This window comes from Pseudomonas sp. NFACC32-1 (genome assembly GCF_900101215.1).
In the GTDB taxonomy this organism is placed as follows: domain Bacteria; phylum Pseudomonadota; class Gammaproteobacteria; order Pseudomonadales; family Pseudomonadaceae; genus Aquipseudomonas.
Map to the genome: position 1 here is coordinate 224,171 of NZ_FMUL01000005.1, position 22,917 is coordinate 247,087.

24 protein-coding genes are annotated in these 22,917 nt (G+C 61.5%); 22 read left to right on the forward strand and 2 right to left on the reverse strand.

What is annotated here, in order from left to right:
* Window positions 1-48: 48 nt before the first annotated feature.
* Window positions 49-3,249, reverse strand: a complete 3,201-nt coding sequence (gene rne / locus BLP99_RS10910; protein WP_092180308.1) for a ribonuclease E — start codon at window positions 3,247-3,249, stop codon at window positions 49-51.
* A 698-nt stretch (window positions 3,250-3,947) separates the two neighbouring features.
* Here rne and rluC point away from each other — a divergent pair.
* Genes rluC through sppA form a run of 3 tightly spaced genes read left to right on the forward strand, consistent with a single transcriptional unit; the run spans window position 3,948 to window position 6,566 of the window.
* The gene (gene rluC, locus BLP99_RS10915; protein WP_072394114.1) at window positions 3,948-4,904 is read left to right on the forward strand and encodes a 23S rRNA pseudouridine(955/2504/2580) synthase RluC; all 957 of its coding nucleotides are present in this window, start codon (window positions 3,948-3,950) and stop codon (window positions 4,902-4,904) included.
* Complete coding sequence (locus BLP99_RS10920; RefSeq protein ID WP_092180311.1) at window positions 4,894-5,556, forward strand: HAD-IA family hydrolase; 663 nt, start codon at window positions 4,894-4,896, stop codon at window positions 5,554-5,556. Before rluC ends, BLP99_RS10920 begins: the two co-directional genes overlap by 11 nt.
* A gap of 20 nt (window positions 5,557-5,576) precedes the next feature.
* A complete protein-coding gene (gene sppA, locus BLP99_RS10925; RefSeq protein ID WP_072459181.1) occupies window positions 5,577-6,566 on the forward strand; it encodes a signal peptide peptidase SppA in 990 nt (329 codons plus the stop codon).
* 66 nt (window positions 6,567-6,632) lie between these two features.
* On the opposite strand, the gene BLP99_RS10930 is transcribed toward sppA, so the two are convergent.
* The gene (locus BLP99_RS10930; RefSeq protein ID WP_092180313.1) at window positions 6,633-7,211 is read right to left on the reverse strand and encodes a Maf family protein; all 579 of its coding nucleotides are present in this window, start codon (window positions 7,209-7,211) and stop codon (window positions 6,633-6,635) included.
* 105 nt (window positions 7,212-7,316) lie between these two features.
* Between BLP99_RS10930 and BLP99_RS10935 the strand changes: the two genes are divergently transcribed.
* The 19 genes from BLP99_RS10935 to BLP99_RS11025 all read left to right on the forward strand — a co-directional run bounded on the left by BLP99_RS10935 (window position 7,317) and on the right by BLP99_RS11025 (window position 22,857).
* Entirely contained in the window at window positions 7,317-7,844 is a 528-nt protein-coding gene (locus BLP99_RS10935) for a YceD family protein (RefSeq protein ID WP_072393389.1), read from the forward strand.
* A gap of 13 nt (window positions 7,845-7,857) precedes the next feature.
* Window positions 7,858-8,040: a 50S ribosomal protein L32 gene (gene rpmF, locus BLP99_RS10940; protein ID WP_003179396.1), complete on the forward strand. Its 183-nt coding sequence runs from the start codon at window positions 7,858-7,860 to the stop codon at window positions 8,038-8,040.
* A gap of 3 nt (window positions 8,041-8,043) precedes the next feature.
* The gene (gene plsX / locus BLP99_RS10945; protein WP_072393385.1) at window positions 8,044-9,054 is read left to right on the forward strand and encodes a phosphate acyltransferase PlsX; all 1,011 of its coding nucleotides are present in this window, start codon (window positions 8,044-8,046) and stop codon (window positions 9,052-9,054) included.
* A 123-nt stretch (window positions 9,055-9,177) separates the two neighbouring features.
* Window positions 9,178-10,116 (forward strand): ACP S-malonyltransferase, encoded by a 939-nt coding sequence (gene fabD, locus BLP99_RS10950; protein ID WP_072393382.1) that lies wholly within the window; start codon window positions 9,178-9,180, stop codon window positions 10,114-10,116.
* Between the two features lie 15 nt (window positions 10,117-10,131).
* A complete protein-coding gene (fabG, locus tag BLP99_RS10955) occupies window positions 10,132-10,875 on the forward strand; it encodes a 3-oxoacyl-ACP reductase FabG (RefSeq protein ID WP_072431811.1) in 744 nt (247 codons plus the stop codon).
* A gap of 191 nt (window positions 10,876-11,066) precedes the next feature.
* Window positions 11,067-11,303, forward strand: coding sequence for an acyl carrier protein (gene acpP, locus BLP99_RS10960; protein WP_007987170.1), 237 nt, complete (start codon window positions 11,067-11,069; stop codon window positions 11,301-11,303).
* 108 nt (window positions 11,304-11,411) lie between these two features.
* Window positions 11,412-12,656, forward strand: coding sequence for a beta-ketoacyl-ACP synthase II (gene fabF / locus BLP99_RS10965; protein ID WP_072393376.1), 1,245 nt, complete (start codon window positions 11,412-11,414; stop codon window positions 12,654-12,656).
* A complete protein-coding gene (gene pabC, locus BLP99_RS10970; RefSeq protein ID WP_092180315.1) occupies window positions 12,656-13,471 on the forward strand; it encodes an aminodeoxychorismate lyase in 816 nt (271 codons plus the stop codon). Before fabF ends, pabC begins: the two co-directional genes overlap by 1 nt.
* Window positions 13,472-13,474: 3 nt before the next feature.
* Window positions 13,475-14,635: an endolytic transglycosylase MltG gene (mltG, locus tag BLP99_RS10975; RefSeq protein WP_072393370.1), complete on the forward strand. Its 1,161-nt coding sequence runs from the start codon at window positions 13,475-13,477 to the stop codon at window positions 14,633-14,635.
* A 19-nt stretch (window positions 14,636-14,654) separates the two neighbouring features.
* A complete protein-coding gene (gene tmk / locus BLP99_RS10980) occupies window positions 14,655-15,287 on the forward strand; it encodes a dTMP kinase (RefSeq protein WP_072393367.1) in 633 nt (210 codons plus the stop codon).
* Window positions 15,280-16,266 (forward strand): DNA polymerase III subunit delta', encoded by a 987-nt coding sequence (locus BLP99_RS10985; RefSeq protein ID WP_072393364.1) that lies wholly within the window; start codon window positions 15,280-15,282, stop codon window positions 16,264-16,266. Before tmk ends, BLP99_RS10985 begins: the two co-directional genes overlap by 8 nt.
* 162 nt (window positions 16,267-16,428) lie before the next feature.
* The gene (locus tag BLP99_RS10990) at window positions 16,429-16,785 is read left to right on the forward strand and encodes a PilZ domain-containing protein (RefSeq protein ID WP_072393361.1); all 357 of its coding nucleotides are present in this window, start codon (window positions 16,429-16,431) and stop codon (window positions 16,783-16,785) included.
* A gap of 11 nt (window positions 16,786-16,796) precedes the next feature.
* Entirely contained in the window at window positions 16,797-17,591 is a 795-nt protein-coding gene (locus BLP99_RS10995) for a TatD family hydrolase (protein ID WP_072393358.1), read from the forward strand.
* A 384-nt stretch (window positions 17,592-17,975) separates the two neighbouring features.
* A complete protein-coding gene (locus BLP99_RS11000) occupies window positions 17,976-18,614 on the forward strand; it encodes a TetR/AcrR family transcriptional regulator (protein WP_072393355.1) in 639 nt (212 codons plus the stop codon).
* A gap of 136 nt (window positions 18,615-18,750) precedes the next feature.
* On the forward strand, window positions 18,751-19,719 hold the full coding sequence (locus BLP99_RS11005; protein WP_072431813.1) for a GTP 3',8-cyclase MoaA: 969 nt from the start codon (window positions 18,751-18,753) through the stop codon (window positions 19,717-19,719).
* Between the two features lie 227 nt (window positions 19,720-19,946).
* Complete coding sequence (locus tag BLP99_RS11010; protein ID WP_072393349.1) at window positions 19,947-20,552, forward strand: DUF4823 domain-containing protein; 606 nt, start codon at window positions 19,947-19,949, stop codon at window positions 20,550-20,552.
* A 15-nt stretch (window positions 20,553-20,567) separates the two neighbouring features.
* Complete coding sequence (locus BLP99_RS11015) at window positions 20,568-21,128, forward strand: DUF1285 domain-containing protein (protein ID WP_092180317.1); 561 nt, start codon at window positions 20,568-20,570, stop codon at window positions 21,126-21,128.
* Window positions 21,129-21,238: 110 nt separating this feature from the next.
* Window positions 21,239-21,985: a FadR/GntR family transcriptional regulator gene (locus tag BLP99_RS11020; protein WP_072393343.1), complete on the forward strand. Its 747-nt coding sequence runs from the start codon at window positions 21,239-21,241 to the stop codon at window positions 21,983-21,985.
* Window positions 21,982-22,857 (forward strand): SMP-30/gluconolactonase/LRE family protein, encoded by an 876-nt coding sequence (locus BLP99_RS11025; RefSeq protein WP_072393340.1) that lies wholly within the window; start codon window positions 21,982-21,984, stop codon window positions 22,855-22,857. Before BLP99_RS11020 ends, BLP99_RS11025 begins: the two co-directional genes overlap by 4 nt.
* Window positions 22,858-22,917 lie beyond the last annotated feature (60 nt).

The following is a 22,917-nucleotide window of genomic DNA, read 5'->3' on the forward strand; positions in this document are numbered from 1 at the left end:
AAGCCCCGCCTGGCATTACCAGGCGGGGCTTTTTATCGGGCTATGGAATCAGGCGTGAGGTTTTGGCTCGTGCTCTTTTTCCAGGGCCTGGGGGTGACGCGGTGCGACTTCCTCGGCTTCAGCGGTGTGCTGAGGCTGGGATTCATCGCTTGCCGGCACCGATTCAACCGGTTCAGCCGGAGCAGGTTCGGCAGCGGCCTCAGCGGTTGGGGCAGGGGCTGCCTCGACGGCTTCCACCACCGGAGCCGGTTCGGCGACAGGTGCCTGAGCGGCAGCCAGTTCAGCTTCCTTCTGCAGGCGTTCGGCTTCGCGCTTGCGACGACGCACTTCACGTGGGTCGTTCGGTGCGCGACCGTTCGGAGTCAAGGCGCTCACAGGGGCAGGTGCTTCGACTGGCGCCTGTACCGCAGCCGCTACAGGGGCTTCGACCGCCGGAGTCGGCTCGACCGTCTTCACAGGTTCAGCCTCGGGGGCTGGCTCAGGCGCTGGCGCTGGCTCGTCGACCGCAGCCGGTGCGGCAGGCTCCGAATGCCAGTTGAACGCGGTCTGTTCCTCGCGTACCAGCGGCTCCGGTGCTTTTTCCTCTGCTGGTGTTTCGACGACAGGTTCGGCTTCAGCAATCACCGGCTGCTCGACGACCGGCGCAGGTTCGGCGACGGTTTCGGCGGCAGGCTGGGCTTCACTGACCGGCGCGACTTCCACTTCCGGCGAAGCGGTGACTTGCACTGCCGTATTGGCTTCGACCACCGGAGCTTCGACCTGTGCTTCTTCCACCGCGGCGGTGGCGCGTTCGGCCTGCTCGTTGGCCTGGGCTTCGGCCGGGGCACTGATGGTGCTGCTGGCAACTGCCGCGGTGACGGCCAGGCCGGCGGCCAGGTCCGCAGCACTTGGCGCTTCGGTAGTGGCGGACTCTTCCGAGCCCTCGATCACGTTCCCGTTGGCGTCGCGTTGGCGCTCGCGGCGGTTGCTGCGACGACGCTGGCCGCGGGAACGGCGACGTGGACGATCGCCTTCGGCGGCGTCCTGGCCGTCTTCCTGCAATTGTTCCTCGGTGTTCAGCACTTCGTCTTCGCTGGCTGCGGCGGCAGCCTGTTCGGCCCGAGGCTGACGCTCTTCACGCGGTGGACGTGGAGCACGCTCTTCGCGAGGCTGGCGAGCCGGACGCTCTTCAGCGGTGGCGGCAACGGCAGGGGCGGCGTCCAGCGGCTCGCGCAGTTCGCGAACACGTTCTTCACGCTCGCCACGTGGCTTGCGGTCTTCACGCGGGGCACGCGGTTGACGCTCTTCACGTGGTGGACGTGGCGTGCGTTCTTCGCGGGCTACGGCCGGTGCATCCTCGCGGGCTTCGCGCGGCTGGCGTTCTTCACGCGGTGCGCGTTCTTCACGCGGGGCCCGTTCTTCGCGTGGCTTGCGCTCTTCGTCGCGGCGGCCGTTGCGGTTGCGGGTCTGCTGGCGACCGTTGCGACGCTCTTCGTTGCGGGCCGGACGCTCGGTGGCAGGCTTGGCGGTGACCACGGGCGCGGCCGGTTCTTCCTTGGTGGCGAACAGGCTGACCAGGGACTTCACCAGGCCCTTGAACAGGCTAGGTTCAGGCGCGGCGGCCGGTGCAGGTGCGGCAGTGGCAACTTCGGTCGGAACCGGCGCGTTGGCGCGGGCCGGCGCGGTCTTGACGGCGGCTTCCTGGCGAACCAGGGTGCGGGTGGCGGCAGCCGGCTGGACGTCTTCCACTTCGGCTGCGGCGGCAGCGATCTCGTAGCTGGACTGGTTGGTGTGGGCTTCCGGGCTATCGTCGCGCAGGCGCTGCACTTCGAAATGCGGCGTCTCGAGGTGGTCGTTCGGCAGGATGACGATGCGGGCACGGGTGCGCAGTTCGATCTTGGTGATCGAGTTGCGTTTTTCGTTGAGCAGGAACGCGGCCACCGGGATCGGCACCTGGGCGCGGACTTCGGCGGTGCGGTCTTTCAGGGCTTCTTCTTCGATCAGGCGCAGGATCGCCAGGGACAGCGACTCGACGTCACGGATGATGCCGGTGCCGTTGCAGCGTGGGCAGACGATGCCACTGCTCTCGCCCAGGGATGGACGCAGGCGCTGACGGGACATTTCCAGCAAGCCGAAGCGCGAGATGCGGCCAACCTGTACGCGGGCGCGGTCGGCTTCCAGGCATTCACGGACCTTTTCTTCCACGGCGCGCTGGTTCTTGGCCGGGGTCATGTCGATGAAGTCGATGACGATCAGGCCGCCGATGTCGCGCAGGCGCAGCTGGCGGGCGATTTCCTCGGCCGCTTCCAGGTTGGTCTGCAGGGCGGTTTCTTCGATGTCGCTGCCTTTGGTGGCGCGAGCCGAGTTGATGTCGATGGACACCAGGGCTTCGGTGGGATCGATGACGATGGAGCCGCCGGAAGGCAGTTCGACGACGCGCTGGAAGGCGGTTTCGATCTGGCTTTCGATCTGGAAGCGGTTGAACAGCGGGACGCTGTCTTCGTAGAGCTTGATCTTGCTGGCGTACTGCGGCATCACCTGGCGAATGAAGGTCAGGGCTTCGTCCTGGGCTTCGACGCTGTCGATCAGCACTTCGCCGATGTCCTGGCGCAGGTAGTCGCGGATGGCGCGGATGATGACGTTGCTTTCCTGGTAGATCAGGAACGGCGCGGAGCGATCCAGGGACGCTTCCTTGATGGCGGTCCACAGCTGCAGCAGGTAGTCGAGGTCCCACTGCATTTCTTCGCTGCTGCGGCCCAGGCCGGCCGTGCGCACGATCAGGCCCATGTCGGCAGGAGCCACCAGGCCGTTGAGGGCTTCACGCAGTTCGTTGCGCTCTTCGCCTTCGATGCGGCGGGAGATGCCACCGGCACGCGGGTTGTTGGGCATCAGGACCAGGTAACGGCCGGCCAGGCTGATGAAGGTGGTCAGGGCGGCGCCCTTGTTGCCACGCTCTTCTTTTTCGACCTGGACGATGACTTCCTGGCCTTCGCTCAGGACGTCCTTGATATTGACGCGGCCTTCGGGGGCCTTCTTGAAGTATTCGCGGGAGATTTCTTTGAGGGGCAGGAAGCCATGGCGCTCAGAGCCGAAATCGACAAAGGCAGCCTCCAGGCTTGGTTCGATGCGAGTGATCCGGCCTTTGTAGATGTTGGCCTTCTTCTGCTCGCGTGCACCGGATTCGATATCCAGGTCGTAGAGGCGCTGGCCGTCTACCAGTGCAACACGCAACTCTTCGGGTTGAGTTGCGTTAATCAGCATTCTTTTCATGTAGTACCGTCGGTTTCCGGGCTGCCGGAAACGGCGTTCGGCACACACGACTTCTCACGGTCGGTGTCAGGTGCGTCATGGAAGTGGCATTGCCACTCCAGTGTCCAGCGAGTTCGGCCCAATAACGGCGAAGTCGCGACGGACGCGTCCTGCTTGCTGGTACTCAAGCACTCAGTCAGGAGGAGGAATCAACCGGCGCCTGTGGACGAGATGAAGCGTCTAAATATAAGCCTAGTGCTACACAGTCCGACGGTTGTACATCTCCACCCTACACGTATCCCTGATAATTCGGGTGCTGCCGCGCGCAGAATCCGCAGCGGGTTGGCATTTACCGTGAGCTCCGGAAGGGGAGGTCACGCATCATGGCTAATTAGGCGTTGTTTCCGAAGCTCTCGCCCGGGGTCGTCCGCAACTGACTGCACTTTGTGAACTGGCCGTGAATGTGGCGCGCAAGGCGAGCAAAAACTCTGCTTTGCGGCGTATTTCAGGCCTCATGTCACCTGCGCTCGTTACACCTGCAAACTCTGCCGTTACGTAGCAAAAGCCCCGTAGGACGGCCTCTCGTCCTCGTGAATTGCGTTGGTCAGGGCCGGTTTTTGACCGTTAGTCCGCTGTCCAGCCACTTTTGGCGGCGTTCGCGACTATAGCAGCAATGATTAAGTGCTTCAATTCCATAAAAAATTGTTATGATCGCCGCCATGACGACTACTGCCCCTTCGACCCCTGGCGTTCAACTGCTCGAGGTCTCGCCGGAATATGCCGGCCAACGAATCGATAATTTCCTGCTAGCCCGGCTCAAGGGTGTGCCCAAGACCTTGATTTATCGCATTTTGCGCAAGGGCGAAGTGCGGGTGAACAAGGGCCGGATCAAGCCTGAGTACAAGCTCCAGGCGGGCGATATCGTGCGTGTGCCGCCGGTTCGCGTGCCTGAGCGCGACGAACCGGTGCCCGTCGCCCAGGGACTGCTGCAGCGCCTGGAGGCTTCGATTGTCTACGAAGACAAGGCGCTGATTGTGATCAACAAACCCGCGGGCATCGCAGTTCACGGCGGCAGCGGCCTGGATTTCGGCGTGATCGAAGCCTTTCGTCAGTTGCGTCCCGACGCCAAGGAGCTGGAACTGGTCCATCGCCTGGACCGGGACACTTCCGGCCTACTGATGATCGCCAAGAAACGCAGCATGCTGCGTCATTTGCACGAACAGTTGCGGGGCGATGGTGTCGACAAGCGCTACATGGCCCTGGTCCGCGGCCATTGGGCGACGTCCATCAAGCAGGTCCGCGCACCGTTGCTCAAGAGCAACCTGCGTTCCGGCGAGCGCATGGTCGAGGTCAACGACGAAGGCAAGGAAGCGCTGACCGTATTCAAGGTCCTGCGCCGTTTCGGCGAGTTCGCCACCCTGATCGAAGCCAAGCCGATCACGGGGCGCACCCACCAGATTCGTGTCCATACCCTGCACGCCGGGCACTGCATTGCCGGTGACCCCAAATACGGGGACGACGACTTCAGTCGGGAGATACGCGATCTTGGCGGAAAGCGATTGTTTCTCCATGCTTATATGCTCACGGTGCCGCTGCCCGATGGGGGTGAGCTGAAACTGCAGGCCCCCGTGGATGACATGTGGGCCCGAACCGTGGAGCGGTTGAGTGCATCCTGAATACAAGCTGCTGATATTCGATTGGGACGGCACTCTGGCCGATTCCATCGGTCGGATCGTGGAGTCGATGCATGCCGCATCGGATCGTACGGGTTTTGCCAGGCGTGACGACCTTGCAGTCAAAGGCATTATCGGTCTCGGCTTGCCCGAGGCGATTCGCAGCCTGTATCCGGAGATCGGCGACCAGGAGTTGGTGGTGTTTCGTCAGCACTACGCCGACCATTACATCGCGCTGGAGGCCGAGCCTTCGCCGTTGTTCGATGGCGTCCTGGATACCCTCCAGGCGTTTCGGGCGGAGGGTTACCACCTGGCCGTTGCCACTGGAAAGGCTCGTCGGGGATTGGATCGCGTGCTGAAGGCTCATGGCTGGGAGGACTATTTCGATGTCACTCGTGCTGCCGATGAAACCGCCAGCAAGCCCCATCCCTTGATGCTCGAGCAGATCCTGGCGCACTGCGAGGTGCGTGCGGAGCAGGCGCTGATGGTGGGGGATTCGTCCTTCGACCTGCAGATGGCGCGCAATGCCGGCATGGGCTCGGTGGCTGTCAGCTACGGTGCGCAGACCATCGAGGCGCTGCGGGCATTCGAACCGCGATTGACGATTGACCGTTTTACTGAATTACACGCCTGGCTGAGCCGGCCTACCGATTAGAACCTGTTGGAGATGCATGTATGACCGATGAATGGAAAGCACCGGCCAAGGCAAGCGCTGAAAACGGTGACGATAAAAGCTGGAAGTTGCTGGAAAAAACCCTCCTGGCGGGGGTGCAAGAACAGCGTCGCGCTCGCCGCTGGGGAATTTTCTTCAAGTTCCTGGTCTTCATTTATCTTTTCGTCGGGCTGGGTGTCATCATCCAGGCGATCGATATGAAGAAGAGTCCCGGCAGTGCTTCGGCCTATACGGCGGTGATCGACGTCGAGGGCATGATCGCCGACAAGGAGGCGGCCAGCGCGGACAACATCATTGGCAGTCTGCGGGCTGCGTTCGAGGATGAGAAGGTCAAGGGGGTGGTGCTGCGTATCAACAGTCCGGGCGGCAGTCCGGTGCAGTCCGGCTACGTCTATGACGAGATCGTTCGCTTGCGCGCTGCGCATCCGGACACCAAGGTCTATGCGGTGATCGCCGACCTCGGCGCTTCCGGTGCCTATTACATCGCCAGTGCGGCGGATCAGATCTATGCCGACAAGGCCAGCCTGGTGGGGTCCATCGGTGTCACCGCTGCCGGTTATGGCTTTGTCGAGACCCTCGACAAGCTCGGTATCGAGCGCCGGGTCTACACCGCCGGTGAGCATAAGTCGTTCCTCGACCCCTTCCAGCCGCAGAAGCCGGAAGAGATCGCTTTCTGGCAGGGCGTGCTCGATACGACCCATAAGCAGTTCATCGCCAGCGTCAAGAAAGGTCGGGGCGATCGGCTCAAGGACAAGGATCATCCGGAGCTGTTTTCCGGCCTGGTATGGTCTGGAGAGCAGGCGTTGTCGCTGGGCTTGATCGACGGCCTGGGCAGTGCCAGTTCGGTGGCGCGGGATGTGATCGGCGAGAAGGAGCTGGTGGACTTCACTGTCGAAGAATCGCCGCTCGACCGTTTCTCGAAGAAGCTGGGGGCGAGCATCGCCGAGCGCCTGGCAATGTGGATGGGGTTCCAGGGGCCGGTATTGCGCTGACTCGCTGGCAGGGCTCCGGCCGTTCGGTTGCGGGCGGCGGGTGCTCTGCCATGGATGATGCCAGATTCAGGGTATCTCTACGCCCTCCGCCAGCAACATATCCACAAGGCGAATCAAGGGCAGTCCGATCAGGCTGGTGGCGTCCGGGCCTTCGGTGCTCTGGAACAGGCTCACGCCCAGCCCTTCGGCCTTGAAGCTACCGGCGCAGTCATAGGGCTGCTCGGCCCGCAGATAGCGCTCCACTCGCTCCGGGTCGAGCGCGCGCATATTGACGCTAAAAGCCACGCAATCGACCTGGCAGGCGCCGGTCTGGCTGTTGAGCAGTGCCAGGCCTGTGAGAAACGTGACCTTGGTGCCGCTGGCCGCCAGCAGTTGCTCGCGGGCCCTTTCGAAGGTATGGGGTTTGCCCAGGATGCGTTCGCCGAGCACGGCGACCTGGTCCGAGCCGATGATCAGGTGTCCCGGGTGACTGTCGGCCAGGGCCAGGGCCTTTTCCCGCGCCAGGCGTTCCACCAGTGTTCGGGCAGCCTCGCCGGGGCGTTGGCTTTCGTCGATATCCGGTGACTGGCAGACGAATAGTAACCCCAGGCGGGCGAGCAATTCCCGGCGATAGACCGAGCTGGAGGCAAGTAATAAGGGCAGCATGGGCATCTCCAAAAGGCAGGGGCGAATTCTAGCGGGGCGTGCAAGTGACGGACAGGGCTGAATTTCCTTTGACATGGCTGGGTGCATCCCTATAATGCTGCGCCTATGTTGAATGACCCGATTCCACCTCACGTTGACCCGCGCAAATTGGCTGATCGTGGCACCACCCTTCAAGGTGAACTGCCGCTGGCCGATTTGAAGAGACTCTGCGACCCGCTTTCCGACGATATCGGGACGGTCCAGGCCAAATTCGTTTTTGAACGAGATGAACGTAAATCTGTGGTTATCCACAGCTTTATCGACACTGAAGTCAAAATGGTTTGCCAGCGTTGTCTTGAGCTGGTCACCCTGCCGATCCACAGCGAATGCAGTTACGCCGTGGTGAAGGAGGGTGCGAATACCCAGTCGTTGCCGAAAGGCTATGACGTGCTGGAACTGGGCGAAGATCCATTGGATCTGCAGTCACTGATCGAGGATGAGCTCCTGCTCGCCTTGCCCATTGTGCCTGCTCATCATCCGGAAGAATGCCAGCAGCCGGCGGGAGCAGATGAGCCCGAGCCGAGCGAGGACGAGGTAACGCGGTCCAACCCGTTCAGTGTTTTGGCGCAGTTAAAGCGTGACCCAAACGTTTAGGAGTTAATCAATTATGGCTGTTCAGCAGAACAAAAAATCCCGCTCTGCCCGTGACATGCGCCGTTCGCACGACGCTCTCGAGGCTAGCACCCTGTCTGTAGAAAAAACCACTGGTGAAGTTCACCTGCGTCACCACGTATCGCCAGAAGGCGTATACCGTGGTCGCAAAGTGATCGACAAGGGCGCTGACGAGTAATCCTTGTCCGCTCAAGTCATCGCGATTGACGCAATGGGCGGGGACTTCGGTCCCCGCAGCATTGTTCAGGCCAGTCTTGCTTGCCTGAATGCTACGCCCTCGTTGCACCTGACCCTCGTCGGTCAACCCTCCCTCCTGGAAGAAATGCTCAGCGGCCAGCCTGCTGCGGATCGTGCGCGCCTGACGATTACCCCGGCGTCTGAAGTGATCGCCATGGACGAAAAACCCGCCCAGGCCCTGCGCGGCAAGCCCGATGCGTCGATGCGGGTGGCTTTGGAGCTGTTGCGCGATGGCAAGGTCCAGGCGTGTGTCAGCGCCGGGAACACTGGCGCGCTGATGGCGCTGTCGCGCTACGTGCTCAAGACGCTGCCAGGCATCGACCGGCCGGCAATGGTCGCGGCGATACCGACCCGGCGCGGTTTCTGCCAGTTGCTGGACCTTGGCGCCAATGTCGATTGCAGTGCCGAGCATTTGCTGCAATTTGCGGTGATGGGCTCGGTGGCCGCTGAAACCCTGGGCATTGCACGTCCTCGCGTGGCACTGCTGAACATCGGTACCGAAGACATCAAGGGCAACCAGCAGGTCAAGCTGGCCGCCACCCTGCTGCAGGGTGCGCGTGGCATCAACTACATCGGCTTTGTCGAGGGCGACGGCTTGTACCGGGGCGAGGCGGATGTGGTCGTGTGCGACGGCTTCGTTGGCAATATCCTGCTCAAGTCCAGCGAAGGCCTGGCCACCATGATCAGCGAGCGCATCGAGACCCTGTTCCGGCAGAGCCTGGCCTCGCGCCTGGTTGGAGCGCTGGCCTTGCCATTGATGCGTCGCCTGCAGGCAGACCTGGCGCCGGCGCGACATAACGGCGCGAGTTTCCTCGGCTTGCAGGGCATCGTGATCAAGAGCCACGGGTCGGCGGGGGTGCAGGGCTTTCAAAGTGCGATCAATCGTGCGGTGATCGAGATCCAGGAAAACCTGCCGGAACGCCTGCATGGCCGCCTCGAAGATTTGTTAACTTAGGCGTTTTCGTCCGACAATGCTTAAATGTGACCGGCTGGTTCAACCCGCCATCCAACTGTCAGTTTCCTAGCGCCCCCAGGGGCGTCAATTTTTGACGACAAGATCATTAGGGGCTTTGTTTTCATGTCTGCTTCCCTCGCATTCGTCTTTCCAGGACAGGGCTCGCAGTCCCTCGGCATGCTGGCCGAGCTGGGCGCGCAATACCCGCTGGTCCTCGAAACATTCAAAGAAGCATCCGATGCGCTCGGCTACGACTTGTGGGCATTGACCCAGCAAGGGCCGGAAGAGCTGCTCAATCAAACCGACAAGACCCAACCGGCCATCCTCACCGCCTCGGTCGCGCTGTGGCGCCTGTGGCTGGCTGAAGGTGGCGCGCGTCCGGCTTTCGTCGCCGGCCATAGCCTGGGTGAATACAGTGCTCTCGTGGCCGCTGGCAGTCTCAGCCTGGGCGATGCCGTGAAACTGGTGGAGCGTCGCGGCCAGTTGATGCAGGAGGCCGTTCCGGCCGGGCAGGGCGGCATGGCCGCTATCCTCGGCCTGGAAGATGCAGATGTGCTGGCTGCCTGTGCCGAAGCGGCGCAAGGCGATGTGGTCAGTGCCGTGAACTTCAACTCGCCTGGCCAGGTGGTGATTGCCGGCGCCAAGGCCGCGGTCGACCGGGCCATCGAGGGCTGCAAGGCGCGTGGAGCCAAGCGCGCCATGCCGCTGCCGGTCAGCGTGCCGTCGCACTGTGAACTGATGCGGCCTGCCGCCGAACGCTTTGCCGAATCCATTGCCGCCATCGATTGGCAGGCTCCGCAGATACCTGTGGTGCAGAACGTCAGCGCCGATGTGGCGCCGGACCTCGAAACCCTCAAGCGCGATCTGCTGGAACAACTCTACAAGCCGGTTCGCTGGGTCGAAACGGTGCAGACCCTGGCGGCCAAGGGTGCGACCGAGCTGGTCGAATGTGGCCCGGGCAAGGTGCTGGCCGGTCTGAACAAACGCTGCGCCGAAGGCGTGTCGACTTCCAACCTCAATACCCCAGACGCTTTCGCTGCCGCTCGTGCAGCGCAGGCCTGAACAGGAGAAGCTTGCATGAGTCTGCAAGGTAAAGTTGCACTGGTGACCGGTGCGAGCCGTGGCATCGGCCAGGCTATTGCCCTGGAATTGGGTCGCCAAGGCGCCATCGTCGTCGGCACCGCGACTTCCGCTTCGGGCGCCGAGCGCATCGCCGCGACCCTGAAGGAAAACGGTATCCAAGGCACCGGCCTTGAACTGAACGTCACCAGCGACGAATCCGTCACGGCGGTGCTGGCAACTATCCAGGAGCAGTTCGGTGTCCCGGCGATCCTGGTCAATAACGCCGGTATCACTCGTGATAATCTGATGATGCGCATGAAAGATGACGAATGGTTCGATGTGATCGATACCAACCTGAACAGTCTGTACCGGCTGTCCAAGGGCGTCCTGCGCGGCATGACCAAGGCTCGCTGGGGTCGTATCATCAATATTGGCTCGGTTGTGGGTGCCATGGGCAACGCAGGCCAAGTAAACTATGCTGCGGCCAAGGCCGGTCTGGAAGGTTTCAGCCGTGCGCTGGCGCGGGAAGTGGGTTCGCGTTCGATTACGGTAAACTCGGTGGCCCCGGGTTTCATCGACACCGACATGACCCGCGAATTGCCAGAGGCGCAGCGTGAGGCCTTGTTGACGCAAATTCCGCTGGGGCGTCTGGGGCAGGCTGAAGAAATCGCATCCGTGGTGGCTTTTCTTGCATCCGACGCTGCGGCATACGTCACGGGGGCTACAATCCCGGTGAACGGCGGGATGTACATGAGTTAAATGTGACGGATTGCTTCAAAAAAATGTCATACGAGCTGTCTAAAATCCGTTATAAAGCTGCAATCTATTTATAGGGGCGGGCCCGAGGGGTTTGAGGAGTGAAGCTTTCGGTTGAAAAACCGAAAAGCCTTTCTATACACTTACCCACCGGCCAGCTGCCTGAATTTGTCCATTAGGAGTGAAAACAAGGTATGAGCACCATCGAAGAGCGCGTCAAGAAAATCGTTGCCGAGCAACTGGGCGTCAAGGAAGAAGAAGTTGTGAACACTGCTTCCTTCGTTGAAGACCTGGGTGCCGACTCCCTTGACACCGTTGAGCTGGTGATGGCTCTGGAAGAGGAATTCGAGACCGAGATTCCTGACGAAGAAGCTGAGAAGATCACTACTGTACAAGCTGCCATCGACTACGTTACTGCCCACCAGGCGTAATCGTTTTTAGTCGTCGCTAGCTGTCATGGAAAAACCGCACTGCCGTTACGGCGTGCGGTTTTTTCTTTAGGCCTGATGCAAAGTCGTCATTAGAAAAAGGAGAGTGCTGTGTCGCGTAGACGCGTCGTAGTCACCGGTATGGGTATGTTGTCGCCACTGGGCACGGATGTGCCGAGCAGCTGGCAGGGCATTCTGGCTGGCCGTAGTGGCATTGGTCTGATCGAACACACCGACCTTTCTGCCTATTCCACCCGTTTTGGCGGCTCGGTAAAGGGCTTCAATGTCGAGGAATACCTGTCGGTCAAGGAAGCCCGCAAGCTAGACCTGTTCATCCAGTATGGTCTGGCAGCCGGATTCCAGGCAGTGCGTAACGCCGGCCTGGAAGTCACCGACGCCAACCGTGAGCGCATCGGCGTTGCCATGGGCTCGGGTATCGGCGGCTTGACCAATATCGAAGAGACCAGCCGTACATTGCACGATTCGGGGCCGCGACGGATTTCCCCGTTCTTCGTGCCGGGCTCGATCATCAACATGATTTCCGGTTTCCTGTCCATCCACCTGGGTGTGCAGGGGCCCAACTACGCCATTGCCACGGCGTGCACCACGGGTACCCACTGCATAGGCATGGCTGCCCGCAACATCATGTACGACGAAGCCGACGTCATGATTGCCGGCGGTGCCGAGATGGCCGCGTGTGGCCTGGGCATGGGTGGCTTCGGTGCGTCCCGTGCGCTGTCGACCCGCAACGATGAACCGACCCGCGCCAGCCGTCCATGGGACAAGGGCCGTGATGGCTTCGTGCTGTCCGATGGTTCCGGTGCGCTGGTACTCGAGGAACTGGAGCATGCCAAGGCCCGCGGCGCTACCATTTATGCCGAGCTCATCGGCTTCGGTACCAGCGGCGATGCGTACCACATGACATCGCCTCCGGCCGATGGCGCCGGTGCGGCCCGTTGCATCGCCAATGCTCTGCGGGATGCGAAGGTCAATGCCGACCAGGTCCAGTACATCAACGCCCATGGCACCTCGACCCCCGCGGGCGACCTGGCCGAAGCCCAGGCGATCAAGACCGTATTCGGTGATCATGCCTACAAGCTGGCCGTCAGCTCCACCAAGTCCATGACCGGTCACCTGCTGGGGGCCGCCGGTGCGGTAGAGGCGATCTTCAGCGTACTGGCGATCAACAGCCAGGTCGCGCCGCCGACCATCAACCTCGACGAGCCGGATGAAGGCTGCGACCTGGACTTCGTTCCGCATACCGCCCGTGGCATGGATATCGATGTAGTGATATCCAACTCCTTCGGCTTTGGCGGGACCAACGGCTCGCTGGTGTTCCGCCGGTTCGCTGGTTGATGGATAGCTGGGTCGACGGTCAGCCGGCCGACGTTCTGTCGCTGAAGGATCGCGGCCTGGCTTATGGCGATGGGTTGTTTGAAACCATCGCCGTGCGTGCCGGCGTACCCGTGCTGCTGGAGCGTCATCTGCAACGTCTTGAACAGGGTTGCCAACGGCTGGCGCTCCATGTCGACTGGGTTGCGTTGAGCGCCGAGCTGGACGCCTACGCGCAAGGCCTGGGGCAGGGGGTGCTGAAACTGATCGTGACCCGAGGCGACGGCCTGCGGGGTTATGCCGCCGTCCCGTCGGCCCCGGCCCGGCGCATCCTGCAAGGCAGTCCGCCGGTCGCGTATCCCGCTGCGCATGCCGAGCAGGGAATTTCCCTCTTTCCTTGTGCCACGCGCCTGTCCGAGCAGCCTTTGCTCGCGGGCCTCAAGCACCTCAATCGCCTTGAGCAGGTGTTGGCCCGCGCCGAATGGGGCGGTGCGGAACATGCCGAAGGCCTGATGCGGGATACCTCCGGGCGAGTGATCGAAGGGGTGTTCAGCAATCTGTTTCTGGTGTGCAATGGTGTGCTGATGACGCCTGACCTGAGCCGTTGCGGTGTGGCCGGGGTGATGCGCGCCGAATTATTGTTTCAAGCCGAGTCCCAGGGCATCGTCACGCAGATTGCCGATATTGGCCTGGAGCAACTGCACCTGGCCGACGAAGTCTTTGTCTGCAACAGCGTATATGGCGTGTGGCCGGTACGCGCATGCGGTTCGGCACGCTGGTCGGCCGGGCCGCTCACCCGTAAACTGCAGACCCTTGCCCGCGCGTTATTGGATGTTTGATTCGTGAGACGTAAATTCTTGCTGTTGCTGGAAACCGGACTGGTTCTGGCAGGGCTGTTGTGGGGCGCTTCGGCCTGGAAGATTCATTCGGCGCTGCAGCAGCCGTTGAACATTACCCAGGAAGAACTGCTGGATATTCCCAGCGGGACCAACCCGACCGGGACCCTCAAGCGTCTCGAGGCCGAAGGTCTGATCAAGGACGCTTTCTGGCTGCGGGTGTATTGGCGTTTCAACCTTGCCGGCCAACCCCTGCACGCCGGCGAGTACCGCATGGTGCCGGGCATGACGATGCAGGACCTGATCGCCGTGTGGAAGCGTGGGGAAGTGGTGCAGTACAGCGTGACGCTGGTGGAGGGCTGGAATTTCCGTCAGGTCCGTGCCGCGCTGGCCAAGGATGAAAAACTCCAGCAGACCCTGACCGGCCTGAGCGACAGCGAGGTCATGGATCGGCTCGGCCACTCCGGCGTCTTTCCCGAGGGGCGGTTTTTCCCCGACACCTATCGTTTCGTACGCGGGACCTCGGACGCCGACGTGCTGAACCAGGCCTACAACCGGCTCGAGGAAGTGCTCGCCAGGGAGTGGGCCGAACGCTCCCCCGATGCCCCTTACACCCAGCCTTATCAGGCGCTGATCATGGCGTCGCTGGTGGAGAAGGAAACCGGCGTGCCACAGGAGCGCGGGCAGATCGCCGGTGTGTTCGTGCGTCGGCTGCGCATGGGCATGTTGCTGCAGACCGACCCTACGGTTATCTACGGCCTGGGCGAGCGCTACACCGGCAAGCTCACCCGAGCCCATTTGAAAGAAGAAAACCCATACAACACCTACATGGTCCCGGGCCTGCCGCCGACGCCAATCGCGATGGTGGGACGAGAGGCGATTCATGCGGCCCTGAATCCGGCGCCGGGAAGCAGCCTTTACTTTGTCGCTCGCGGTGATGGCAGCCATGTCTTCTCCGACAGCCTGGAATCGCACAACAATGCGGTGCGCGAGTACCAGCTCAAGCGACGTGCCGATTATCGTTCCAGTCCTGCGCCAGCTACGCTGGACGACACCGCGCCGATTCCCGCCGCATCGCCTGATACGGCGCCCGAAGCCGTGCCCCAGGTCCCGGCACAGCAGCCGGCTCCCGAACCGAATGCCAGCGAGCCGTCGGGCTCGCAATGACTCTGATTAAGGACCGCCCGTGACTGGCTTGTTTATAACGCTGGAAGGCCCTGAAGGCGCCGGCAAGAGCACTAACCGCGAATACCTGGCCGAACGCTTGCAGGCCGCGGGGGTCGAGGTGGTATTGACCCGCGAGCCTGGCGGTACGCCGCTGGCGGAGCGGATTCGCGAGGTGTTGTTGACACCGGCGGACGAGGTCATGAATCCCGACACCGAGTTGCTGCTGGTGTTTGCCGCCCGGGCACAGCACCTGTCCGAGGTGATTCGTCCGGCCCTGGCTCGTGGCGCCGTGGTGCTCTGTGATCGCTTTACCGATTCGACCTATGCCTACCAGGGGGGCGGCAGGGGATTGTCCCTGGAGCGCATCGCTACACTGGAGAGCTTCGTGCAGCGTGAATTGCGCCCGGACCTGACGCTGGTGTTCGACCTTCCCGTGGAAGTCGGCCTGGCTCGCGCCAGCGCCCGCGGGCGGCTGGACCGTTTCGAACAGGAAGGCGCGGCGTTCTTCAATGCTGTGCGCAGTGCGTTCCTGAGCCGCGCCAAGGCCGATCCGTCGCGTTACCTGCTGATCGATGCCGCGCAGCCCCTGGCGCAGGTCCAGCGGTCTCTGGATGATCTGTTGCCGCGCCTGCTGGAGCGTGTCCGTGGCTGAAGCCTATCCCTGGCAGGACGGTCTCTGGCAGCAATTGGCCGGACGTACCCAACATGCCCACGCGTATCTGCTGCATGGCCCGGCCGGTATCGGCAAGCGGGCGCTGGCGGAGCGCCTGATGGCCAGCTTGCTGTGCCAGCATCCCGGGCCCTCCAATGCATGCGGTGAGTGCAAGTCCTGCCTGTTGCTCAAGGCCGGGAGCCATCCCGACAACTATGTGCTGGAGCCGGAAGAGGCGGACAAGGCGATCAAGGTCGACCAGGTCCGCGATCTGGTCAGCTTTGTAGTCCAGACCGCGCAACTGGGTGGGCGCAAGGTGGTGCTGATCGAGCCGGTGGAATCAATGAACATCAATGCGGCCAACGCCTTGCTCAAGAGCCTGGAGGAGCCTTCGGGCGACACCGTGCTGTTGCTGGTCAGCCATCAGCCGAGCCGCTTGCTGCCGACCATCAAGAGCCGTTGCGTGCAGCAGGCGTGTCCGTTGCCGAGCGAGGCAATGAGCATGCAATGGCTCGCCCAGGCCTTGCCGGAGAGTACCGAGCAAGAGCGGGGCGAGCTGCTGACCCTGGCCGCCGGTTCCCCCTTGGCCGCCGTCAGCCTCCAGGCCCAGGGTGTGCGTGAACAGCGGGCCCTGGTGGTGGAAGGGGTGAAACAACTGCTCAAGCAGCAGCAATCCCCCACGCAGCTGGCCGAGGGCTGGAATGCTGTCTCGCTGTTGTTGCTGTTCGACTGGTTCTGCGACTGGTCGAACCTGATCCTGCGCTACCAGCTCACCGAGGATGAGTCTGGCCTGGGGCTGGCGGACATGCGCAAGGTGATCCAGTACCTGGCGCAGAAAACCAGCCGGGACAAAATCTTGAACATTCAGGACTGGATACTTGCCCAACGTCAGAAGGTGCTGAGCAAGGCGAACCTCAACCGGGTCTTGTTGCTCGAAGCCCTGTTGGTGCAATGGGCGAGCCTGCCGGGCCGAAACTGACAGGCTGCAACTGAAGGAAAACCGGTGAGAATGTTCCTTGCTCTGTACGAAAAGCCTTGATACTCGTTCAGGCAGCGTTGAAAGCTGCCTCGCCTTGCCTGGCCTTCGTCTCAAGACTTTCATACAGAGCCTAGACTCAGCTCAATCGCAGCGGAGGTCAGCATGAACGAACCTGTCAGTCCCGGTCCACGCAATGGCATCCTGTCCCTGACCATCAAGGACAAATCGGTGCTTTACGCCGCCTACATGCCTTTTATCAAAAATGGTGGCCTGTTCATTCCCACCAACAAGAATTATCGCCTGGGCGATGAAGTGTTCATGCTGTTGAGCCTGATGGAGGAGCCGGAGAAGATCCCGGTCGCCGGCAAGGTGATCTGGCTGACCCCCAAGGGCGCCCAGGGCAATCGCGCCGCCGGCGTCGGCGTGCAGTTCAACGAGGGCGACAACTCCGCCCGCAACCAGATCGAAACCCACTTGGCCGGAACCCTGAAATCCGACCGTCCCACCCATACGATGTAACCTGGTTCCCTATGCTTGTAGATTCCCATTGCCACCTTGACCGCCTCGATCTTGCCGCCCATGGCGGCTCCCTGGATGCTGCGCTGGACGCGGCTCGTCAGCGGGGCGTCGGGCACTTCCTGTGCATCGGCGTCAGCGCCGACAATGCCGCCGACGTCAAGGTCCTGGCCGAACGCTACGAAGATGTCGATTGTTCGGTCGGCATCCATCCCCTCGATGTCCAGCCCGACGCCGCGCCGGCTCTGGACTGGCTGTTGCGCGAACTCGATCATCCGCGGGTGGTGGCGATTGGTGAAACCGGTCTGGACTATCACTATGAGCCCGAAGCCGCCGAAGTCCAGCAGGCGTCGTTCCGACTGCACCTGGAAGCGGCTCGACAAACCGCAAAGCCGGTGATCATCCATACCCGGGGCGCCCGAGCCGATACCCTGGCCTTGTTGCGCGAGGCCGCGTTGCCCCAGGCTGGCGTGCTGCACTGCTTCACCGAGGACTGGGACATGGCCAGGGCTGCGTTGGACATGGGCTATTACATTTCCCTGTCGGGCATTGTCACGTTCCGCAACGCCGATGCCTTGCGCGATGTGGCCAGCAAAGTGCCGGCCGACCGCTTGCTGGTGGAAACCGATTCGCCTTACCTGGCGCCGATTCCGTACCGCGGCAAACCGAACCTGCCGCAATACGTACGGGAAGTGGCGGAGTTTCTGGCGATGTTGCGGGGCGAATCCTACGAGCGTTTTGCAGCCCAGACGACAGAGAACTTCCAACGGCTGTTCCCGCTGGCCCACGTCCGTTCGGCACGGGCTTGAATTTCAAGCAAAAAAAACCCGGGTTCTGGGGGGTGAATCCGGGTTAAGACCATTAGGAGTAAAACAAAGGCACGCGGTCCTTTGGTACCTTTATCGGCGCGTCACTTGGGGGAGATGTCGCACCGACAGTTCAAGTATTGATCAGTATGCGGACGCGTCCAGTTTGCCCGGGGCGGTTTTTAAACAAATTTGGAATACGCTCGCTTCGGATAAGTTCTCATTGTCGCCTATGCCTGCCTCCGGGGCGTGGTGGGGCAAGGGAAGAAGAGCCAGATCTATACGATTTTGTGAAGAACTGAGGCCGGGAACGGATGATCCGTGCATTTTTGCGTAAGTTAGGCATAATACCCGGCTTCGAATTTTGACCCTTCAGACCTTTCTCTTATGCACAAAGAACCTCGTAAGGTCCGTGAGTTTCGTCGCCGCGAGCAGGAAATTCTCGACACCGCGCTCAAGTTGTTCCTCGATCAGGGTGAAGACAGCGTCACCGTCGAGATGATTGCGGATGCCGTGGGTATCGGCAAAGGCACGATTTATAAACATTTCAAATCCAAGGCGGAGATCTACCTGCGCCTGATGCTCGATTACGAGCGTGATTTGAACGAACTGCTGCATTCGGCCGATGTGGACAAGGACAAGGAAGCCCTGTCCCGGGCCTACTTCGAATTCCGCATGCGCGATCCGCAACGTTATCGCTTGTTCGATCGCCTGGAAGAGAAGGTGGTCAAGGGCAACCAGGTACCGGAGATGGTCGAGGAGCTGCACAAGATCCGCGCCTCGAATTTCGATCGCCTGACCTTGTTGATCAAGGGCCGGATCAGCGAAGGCAAGCTTGAAGACGTGCCACCCTATTTCCATTACTGCGCTGCCTGGGCGTTGGTGCATGGCGCGGTGGCGCTGTATCACTCGCCGTTCTGGAGCAACGTGCTGGAAGATCAGGAAGGCTTCTTCCAGTTCCTGATGGACATCGGCGTACGCATGGGCAACAAGCGCAAGCGCGATACCGACGTCCCGAGCAGCTGACATTCACCTGTCTGATTGCGCCATGGCTGCTTACATGGCGCAGTGCCCCAGTAATATACTCAGGCATGAGGCTTGCAAAAACTTGAATTCTGGGTCAAGTTTTGCCAGTCCGATTCTTCTTCCGCCGGAGTGATCCATGATCGTTGATCGTCAGGGCAGGCGTTTTCGCAATTTGCGAGTCAGCCTGACTTCCGCCTGCAACTACGCCTGTACCTACTGCGTACCTGATGGCAAGCGTCTGGTCGCCGCACAGGATGAGCTGTCGGCCGAGGCGATGGCCCGAGGCGTGGCTTACCTGATCGAGGCCGCCGGTATCGAGCGTTTGCGCATCACCGGTGGCGAGCCGCTGGTGAGCCCAAAACTCGAGCGTTTCATGACGGCGGTGGGGCAGATGGGGCTGGAAGACATCAGCCTGACCACCAACGGCCAATTGTTGGCGAAGAAACTGCCTTTGCTGGTGGACGCCGGAATCCGTCGCATCAACGTTTCCCTCGACACCCTGGATCCTTCTGCGTTTCGCGGGATCGCACGAGGGGGCGACCTGGCGACCGTGCTAGACGGCATGGACCAGGCCCGGGCGGCGGGCATGAAGATCAAGGTCAACATGGTGCCGTTGCGCGGACAGAACCTGGACCAGGTCATGCCGCTGCTCGAATACTGCCTGGAGCGGGGTTACGAGCTGCGTTTCATCGAGTTGATGCGCATGGGCCACCTGGCCAGCGACTCCAATGCATTCCTGCAGCAGTTCGTCAGCCTCGAACAGCTGTTGAGCCTGATTGGCGACCGGTACGAATACCTCCAGGCCAACGCGCCGGTGGATGCCACGGCGGTACGTTACGAGATTCCGGGCATGGGGCACTTCGGGGTGATCGCCAACGAAAGCGTGCCGTTCTGCCGTACCTGCTCGCGGCTGCGGTTGTCCTCGACGGGCTGGTTGCACGGCTGCCTGTCGTCGAGCAATCGTCACTTCATTGGCGACCTGCTGGATAAACCTCGTCACCAGGCCTTGCCGGCTATCCAGCGGTTGCTGGTCAAGGCCCTGGGAGACAAGCAGGAAGTAGCGTTTTCCGGTGGCGCCACCATCATGAAGATCATCGGCGGCTGATCCGCCTTTGTGGCGAGGGGATCTATCCCCGTCGGGGGCGAAACAGCCCTCGGCCCTGTCACCCCTGGGAATCGGACTGACTGCATTACAAGGGGCGCCTCGCACCCCATCGGGGATGAATCCCCTTGCAACAGGAATATGACGGCCCCCTCATCTATCGAACTGGCGCAAAAGCTGCATCCAACGGCCATTCGCCGGTTTTCCGACACCGGTCTCTGGAGGGTAGGATGCGTAGCCTGGTTTTGCTGCTGGCCGTCTTGGTGCTTGGCGGCTGCATGAATGTCAGCGACATGGGGGAGGGCGTGCGTTATCACATGAGCGACGCCGGCCTGCTGGATCACAGCGATAGCCGTCGTGTGAATAACCTGCGTATCCAGCCCGATTCCTTTATCTATATTGCCCAAGGGGCCTTCGCTCCGCCGGGCAGCGCCTATCCGCGACCCAATGTCGTGGCCGAGGAAGCCTTCAACGGTTTCATCGAATATTTCCCCATGGTTCGGCGCGCCCGGGTTCCTGAGGGCCTCGACCAGGCCATGGGCGAAGCCCGTGCCGCCGGTGCCCATTACCTGCTGTATACCCGGTTCGCCAAGGCCGACAACCGCATCGGCAACACCGACGAATGGTTGGACGAGGAAGCCGTGGACCGCCTGGGCGTCGACACCAGCGTGATCCAGATCATGTTGATCGAGACCAGTACCCAGTATTTGATCGATACTGCACGTATCAAGAGTCGTGGCGGTTTGCTGACACTGCACGACAAACAACCACAAGACCTCATCGCCCCACCCTTGCGTGAATATGCCCGCAGCCTGCTGGGGATGAGTGATCAGTAAACACAAGGAGTCGACATGAGCGGACCGCAAAAAGCCAATGACTTGCTGGGGCAGATCCCCAAGACCAGAGGCCTGCCACCGGTCCACCTGTGGAACCCCGACTTCTGCGGCGACATCGACATGCGCATCGCCCGGGACGGTACCTGGTATTACCTGGGGACGCCCATCGGGCGAAAGCCGATGGTCAAGCTGTTTTCCACCATCATCCGCCGTGACGGCGATGACTACTTCCTGATCACCCCCGTGGAAAAAGTCGGCATCCAGGTCGACGATGCGCCGTTCGTGGCCGTGACCCTCGAGGTCGAAGGCGAGGGGGAAGGGCAGTTGCTACGCTTCACGACCCATGTCGACGAAACCACCGAGGCCGGCCTCGAACATCCGATACGGGTGGTGATCGATCCCCACACCCAGGAGCCCGCGCCTTACGTTCATGTGCGCAGCAACCTGGAAGCGCTGATCCATCGCAATGTCTTCTACCAACTGGTCGAGCTGGGGGTGAGCCGCGAAATCGACGGCCAGCGATGGCTGGGCGTCTGGAGCGGCGGTGAGTTCTTTCCCATCGGCCTGGAACCGTAGATCCGGTAGGAAGCTCCGGCCCCCGTTGTGAGGCCAACCGAAATTCAAATTGACACCCAATCATATGATGATTAGCGTGAGCCTCCATCGAGAGTGCTCATGGGGTGTTCATGTCCAGCAGTTATCATGCATCGACCGTCGATTGGCTGGGGGGCTGGATCGCCGCCGGCCAGGTCAAGCCTGGGCAGACCATCAAGGTCGAGGCGGACCTGGGCGAGCAATTGGGTGTCAGCCGTACGGTCATTCGTGAGGCGATCAAGACCCTGGTGGCCAAGGGCATGCTGGAGGTCGGGCCGAAAGTCGGTACGCGGGTATTGCCGGTGCGGCGCTGGAACCTCTTCGATCCACAGGTGGTCGGCTGGCTGTCGCGCAGCGGCCTGCCGGAGAACTTTGTGGACGACTTGCTGGACCTGCGCCGGACCATCGAGCCCATGGCGGTGCGGTGGGCCTGCGAGCGGGCGACCGCCGAACAGGTAGAGGCCATCCGTCTGGCCTACCATGCACTGGAGCGGGCCGTGGACAGCGGCGCGGACTACAATCTGGCCGACCAGTTTTTCCATGAGTGCATCCTCGCCGCCAGTCATAATCAATTCATCGAACAAATGATCCCGGCCCTGGGTGCGTTGCTGGCGGTGTCGTTCGAGGTGTCGGCTGCCGACCCGGACGAACTGCGCCGCACCTTGCCTATCCACAAGGACATCGCCGAAGCCATCGCCGCTCGTGATGCGGCGCGTGGCGTCTGGGCCTGCATGACCTTGATCGACAATGCCGACCTGGCCATCAAGCGGTTTTACCCTGATGTGATGGCCGGTCGTACCGACACCGCCGGGCAAGCCGGAAACAGGAGGATTCAGTGATGTGGAAGGCTGTGACGGAACATAGGGCGAAACTGGGCGAGGGCCCTTTCTGGGACGAGCCGACCCAGGCGCTCTACTGGGTCGATATCGCGGGCAGGCAGGCCTTGCGCTTGATCGGCGCCAATGTGCAGATCTGGCAGATGCCCGAGCACGTATCCGCCTTCATCCCGACCCAGAGAGGTGATGCCCTGGTGACGCTGAGCAGCGGCGTCTACCGTCTCGACCTGGAGTCGCCAGGGCTGGAACCTCGGCTGACGTTGCTGTGCATGGCCGATCCCCAGCCGGGCAACCGGGCCAACGAAGCTCGTTGTGACGCGCTGGGCCGGCTCTGGCTCGGCACGATGCAGAACAACATCGGTGAAGACGGCGAAGACCTGCCCATCGAGCGCCGCTCGGGTGGCCTGTTCCGGGTGGGGGGCGATGGCCGGGTCATGCCGTTGCTGCGGGGGCTGGGCATTCCCAACACCCTGCTATGGAGCCCCGACGGTACCACGGTGTATTTCGGCGAAAGCCTCGATGGCACGCTGTACCGACATTTCATCTACCCCGATGGCAGCCTGGCGCCGGCCGAGGTCTGGTTCGGTCCTCACTCGCGGGGCGGTCCCGACGGTTCGGCGATGGACGCCCGCGGCTATATCTGGAACGCGCGCTGGGACGGCAGTTGCCTGTTGCGGTTGAGTCCGGAGGGACATATCGACCGGGTCATCGAGCTGCCGGTCAGCCGCCCGACCAGTTGCGTATTTGGCGGGGAAGACCTCAAGACCCTGTACATCACCAGTGCGGCAAGCCCGCTGGGTCATCCGCTGGACGGTGCAGTGCTGTCCATGCGGGTGGATGTACCGGGTATACCGTGTACACGGTTTGCGGGTTAAATCCCAAAATATGGGATGTAAATATATATATTGAGATTGTTCGGCGGTCGGGTTTATAGT

What these genes read in the sequence shown, in the direction of transcription:
- BLP99_RS10990 (WP_072393361.1), top strand. Translation starts at nt 16,429, where the DNA reads ATGAACGAACCTGTCAGTCCCGGTCCACGCAATGGCATCCTGTCCCTG.
- acpP (WP_007987170.1), top strand. Translation starts at nt 11,067, where the DNA reads ATGAGCACCATCGAAGAGCGCGTCAAGAAAATCGTTGCCGAGCAACTG.
- rne (WP_092180308.1), bottom strand. Translation starts at nt 3,249, where the DNA reads ATGAAAAGAATGCTGATTAACGCAACTCAACCCGAAGAGTTGCGTGTT.
- BLP99_RS10995 (WP_072393358.1), top strand. Translation starts at nt 16,797, where the DNA reads ATGCTTGTAGATTCCCATTGCCACCTTGACCGCCTCGATCTTGCCGCC.
- BLP99_RS11020 (WP_072393343.1), top strand. Translation starts at nt 21,239, where the DNA reads ATGTCCAGCAGTTATCATGCATCGACCGTCGATTGGCTGGGGGGCTGG.
- BLP99_RS11000 (WP_072393355.1), top strand. Translation starts at nt 17,976, where the DNA reads ATGCACAAAGAACCTCGTAAGGTCCGTGAGTTTCGTCGCCGCGAGCAG.
- BLP99_RS10930 (WP_092180313.1), bottom strand. Translation starts at nt 7,211, where the DNA reads ATGCTGCCCTTATTACTTGCCTCCAGCTCGGTCTATCGCCGGGAATTG.
- BLP99_RS10935 (WP_072393389.1), top strand. Translation starts at nt 7,317, where the DNA reads ATGTTGAATGACCCGATTCCACCTCACGTTGACCCGCGCAAATTGGCT.
- rluC (WP_072394114.1), top strand. Translation starts at nt 3,948, where the DNA reads ATGACGACTACTGCCCCTTCGACCCCTGGCGTTCAACTGCTCGAGGTC.
- pabC (WP_092180315.1), top strand. Translation starts at nt 12,656, where the DNA reads ATGGATAGCTGGGTCGACGGTCAGCCGGCCGACGTTCTGTCGCTGAAG.
- fabG (WP_072431811.1), top strand. Translation starts at nt 10,132, where the DNA reads ATGAGTCTGCAAGGTAAAGTTGCACTGGTGACCGGTGCGAGCCGTGGC.
- BLP99_RS11005 (WP_072431813.1), top strand. Translation starts at nt 18,751, where the DNA reads ATGATCGTTGATCGTCAGGGCAGGCGTTTTCGCAATTTGCGAGTCAGC.
- BLP99_RS11010 (WP_072393349.1), top strand. Translation starts at nt 19,947, where the DNA reads ATGCGTAGCCTGGTTTTGCTGCTGGCCGTCTTGGTGCTTGGCGGCTGC.
- fabD (WP_072393382.1), top strand. Translation starts at nt 9,178, where the DNA reads ATGTCTGCTTCCCTCGCATTCGTCTTTCCAGGACAGGGCTCGCAGTCC.
- BLP99_RS11015 (WP_092180317.1), top strand. Translation starts at nt 20,568, where the DNA reads ATGAGCGGACCGCAAAAAGCCAATGACTTGCTGGGGCAGATCCCCAAG.
- sppA (WP_072459181.1), top strand. Translation starts at nt 5,577, where the DNA reads ATGACCGATGAATGGAAAGCACCGGCCAAGGCAAGCGCTGAAAACGGT.
- rpmF (WP_003179396.1), top strand. Translation starts at nt 7,858, where the DNA reads ATGGCTGTTCAGCAGAACAAAAAATCCCGCTCTGCCCGTGACATGCGC.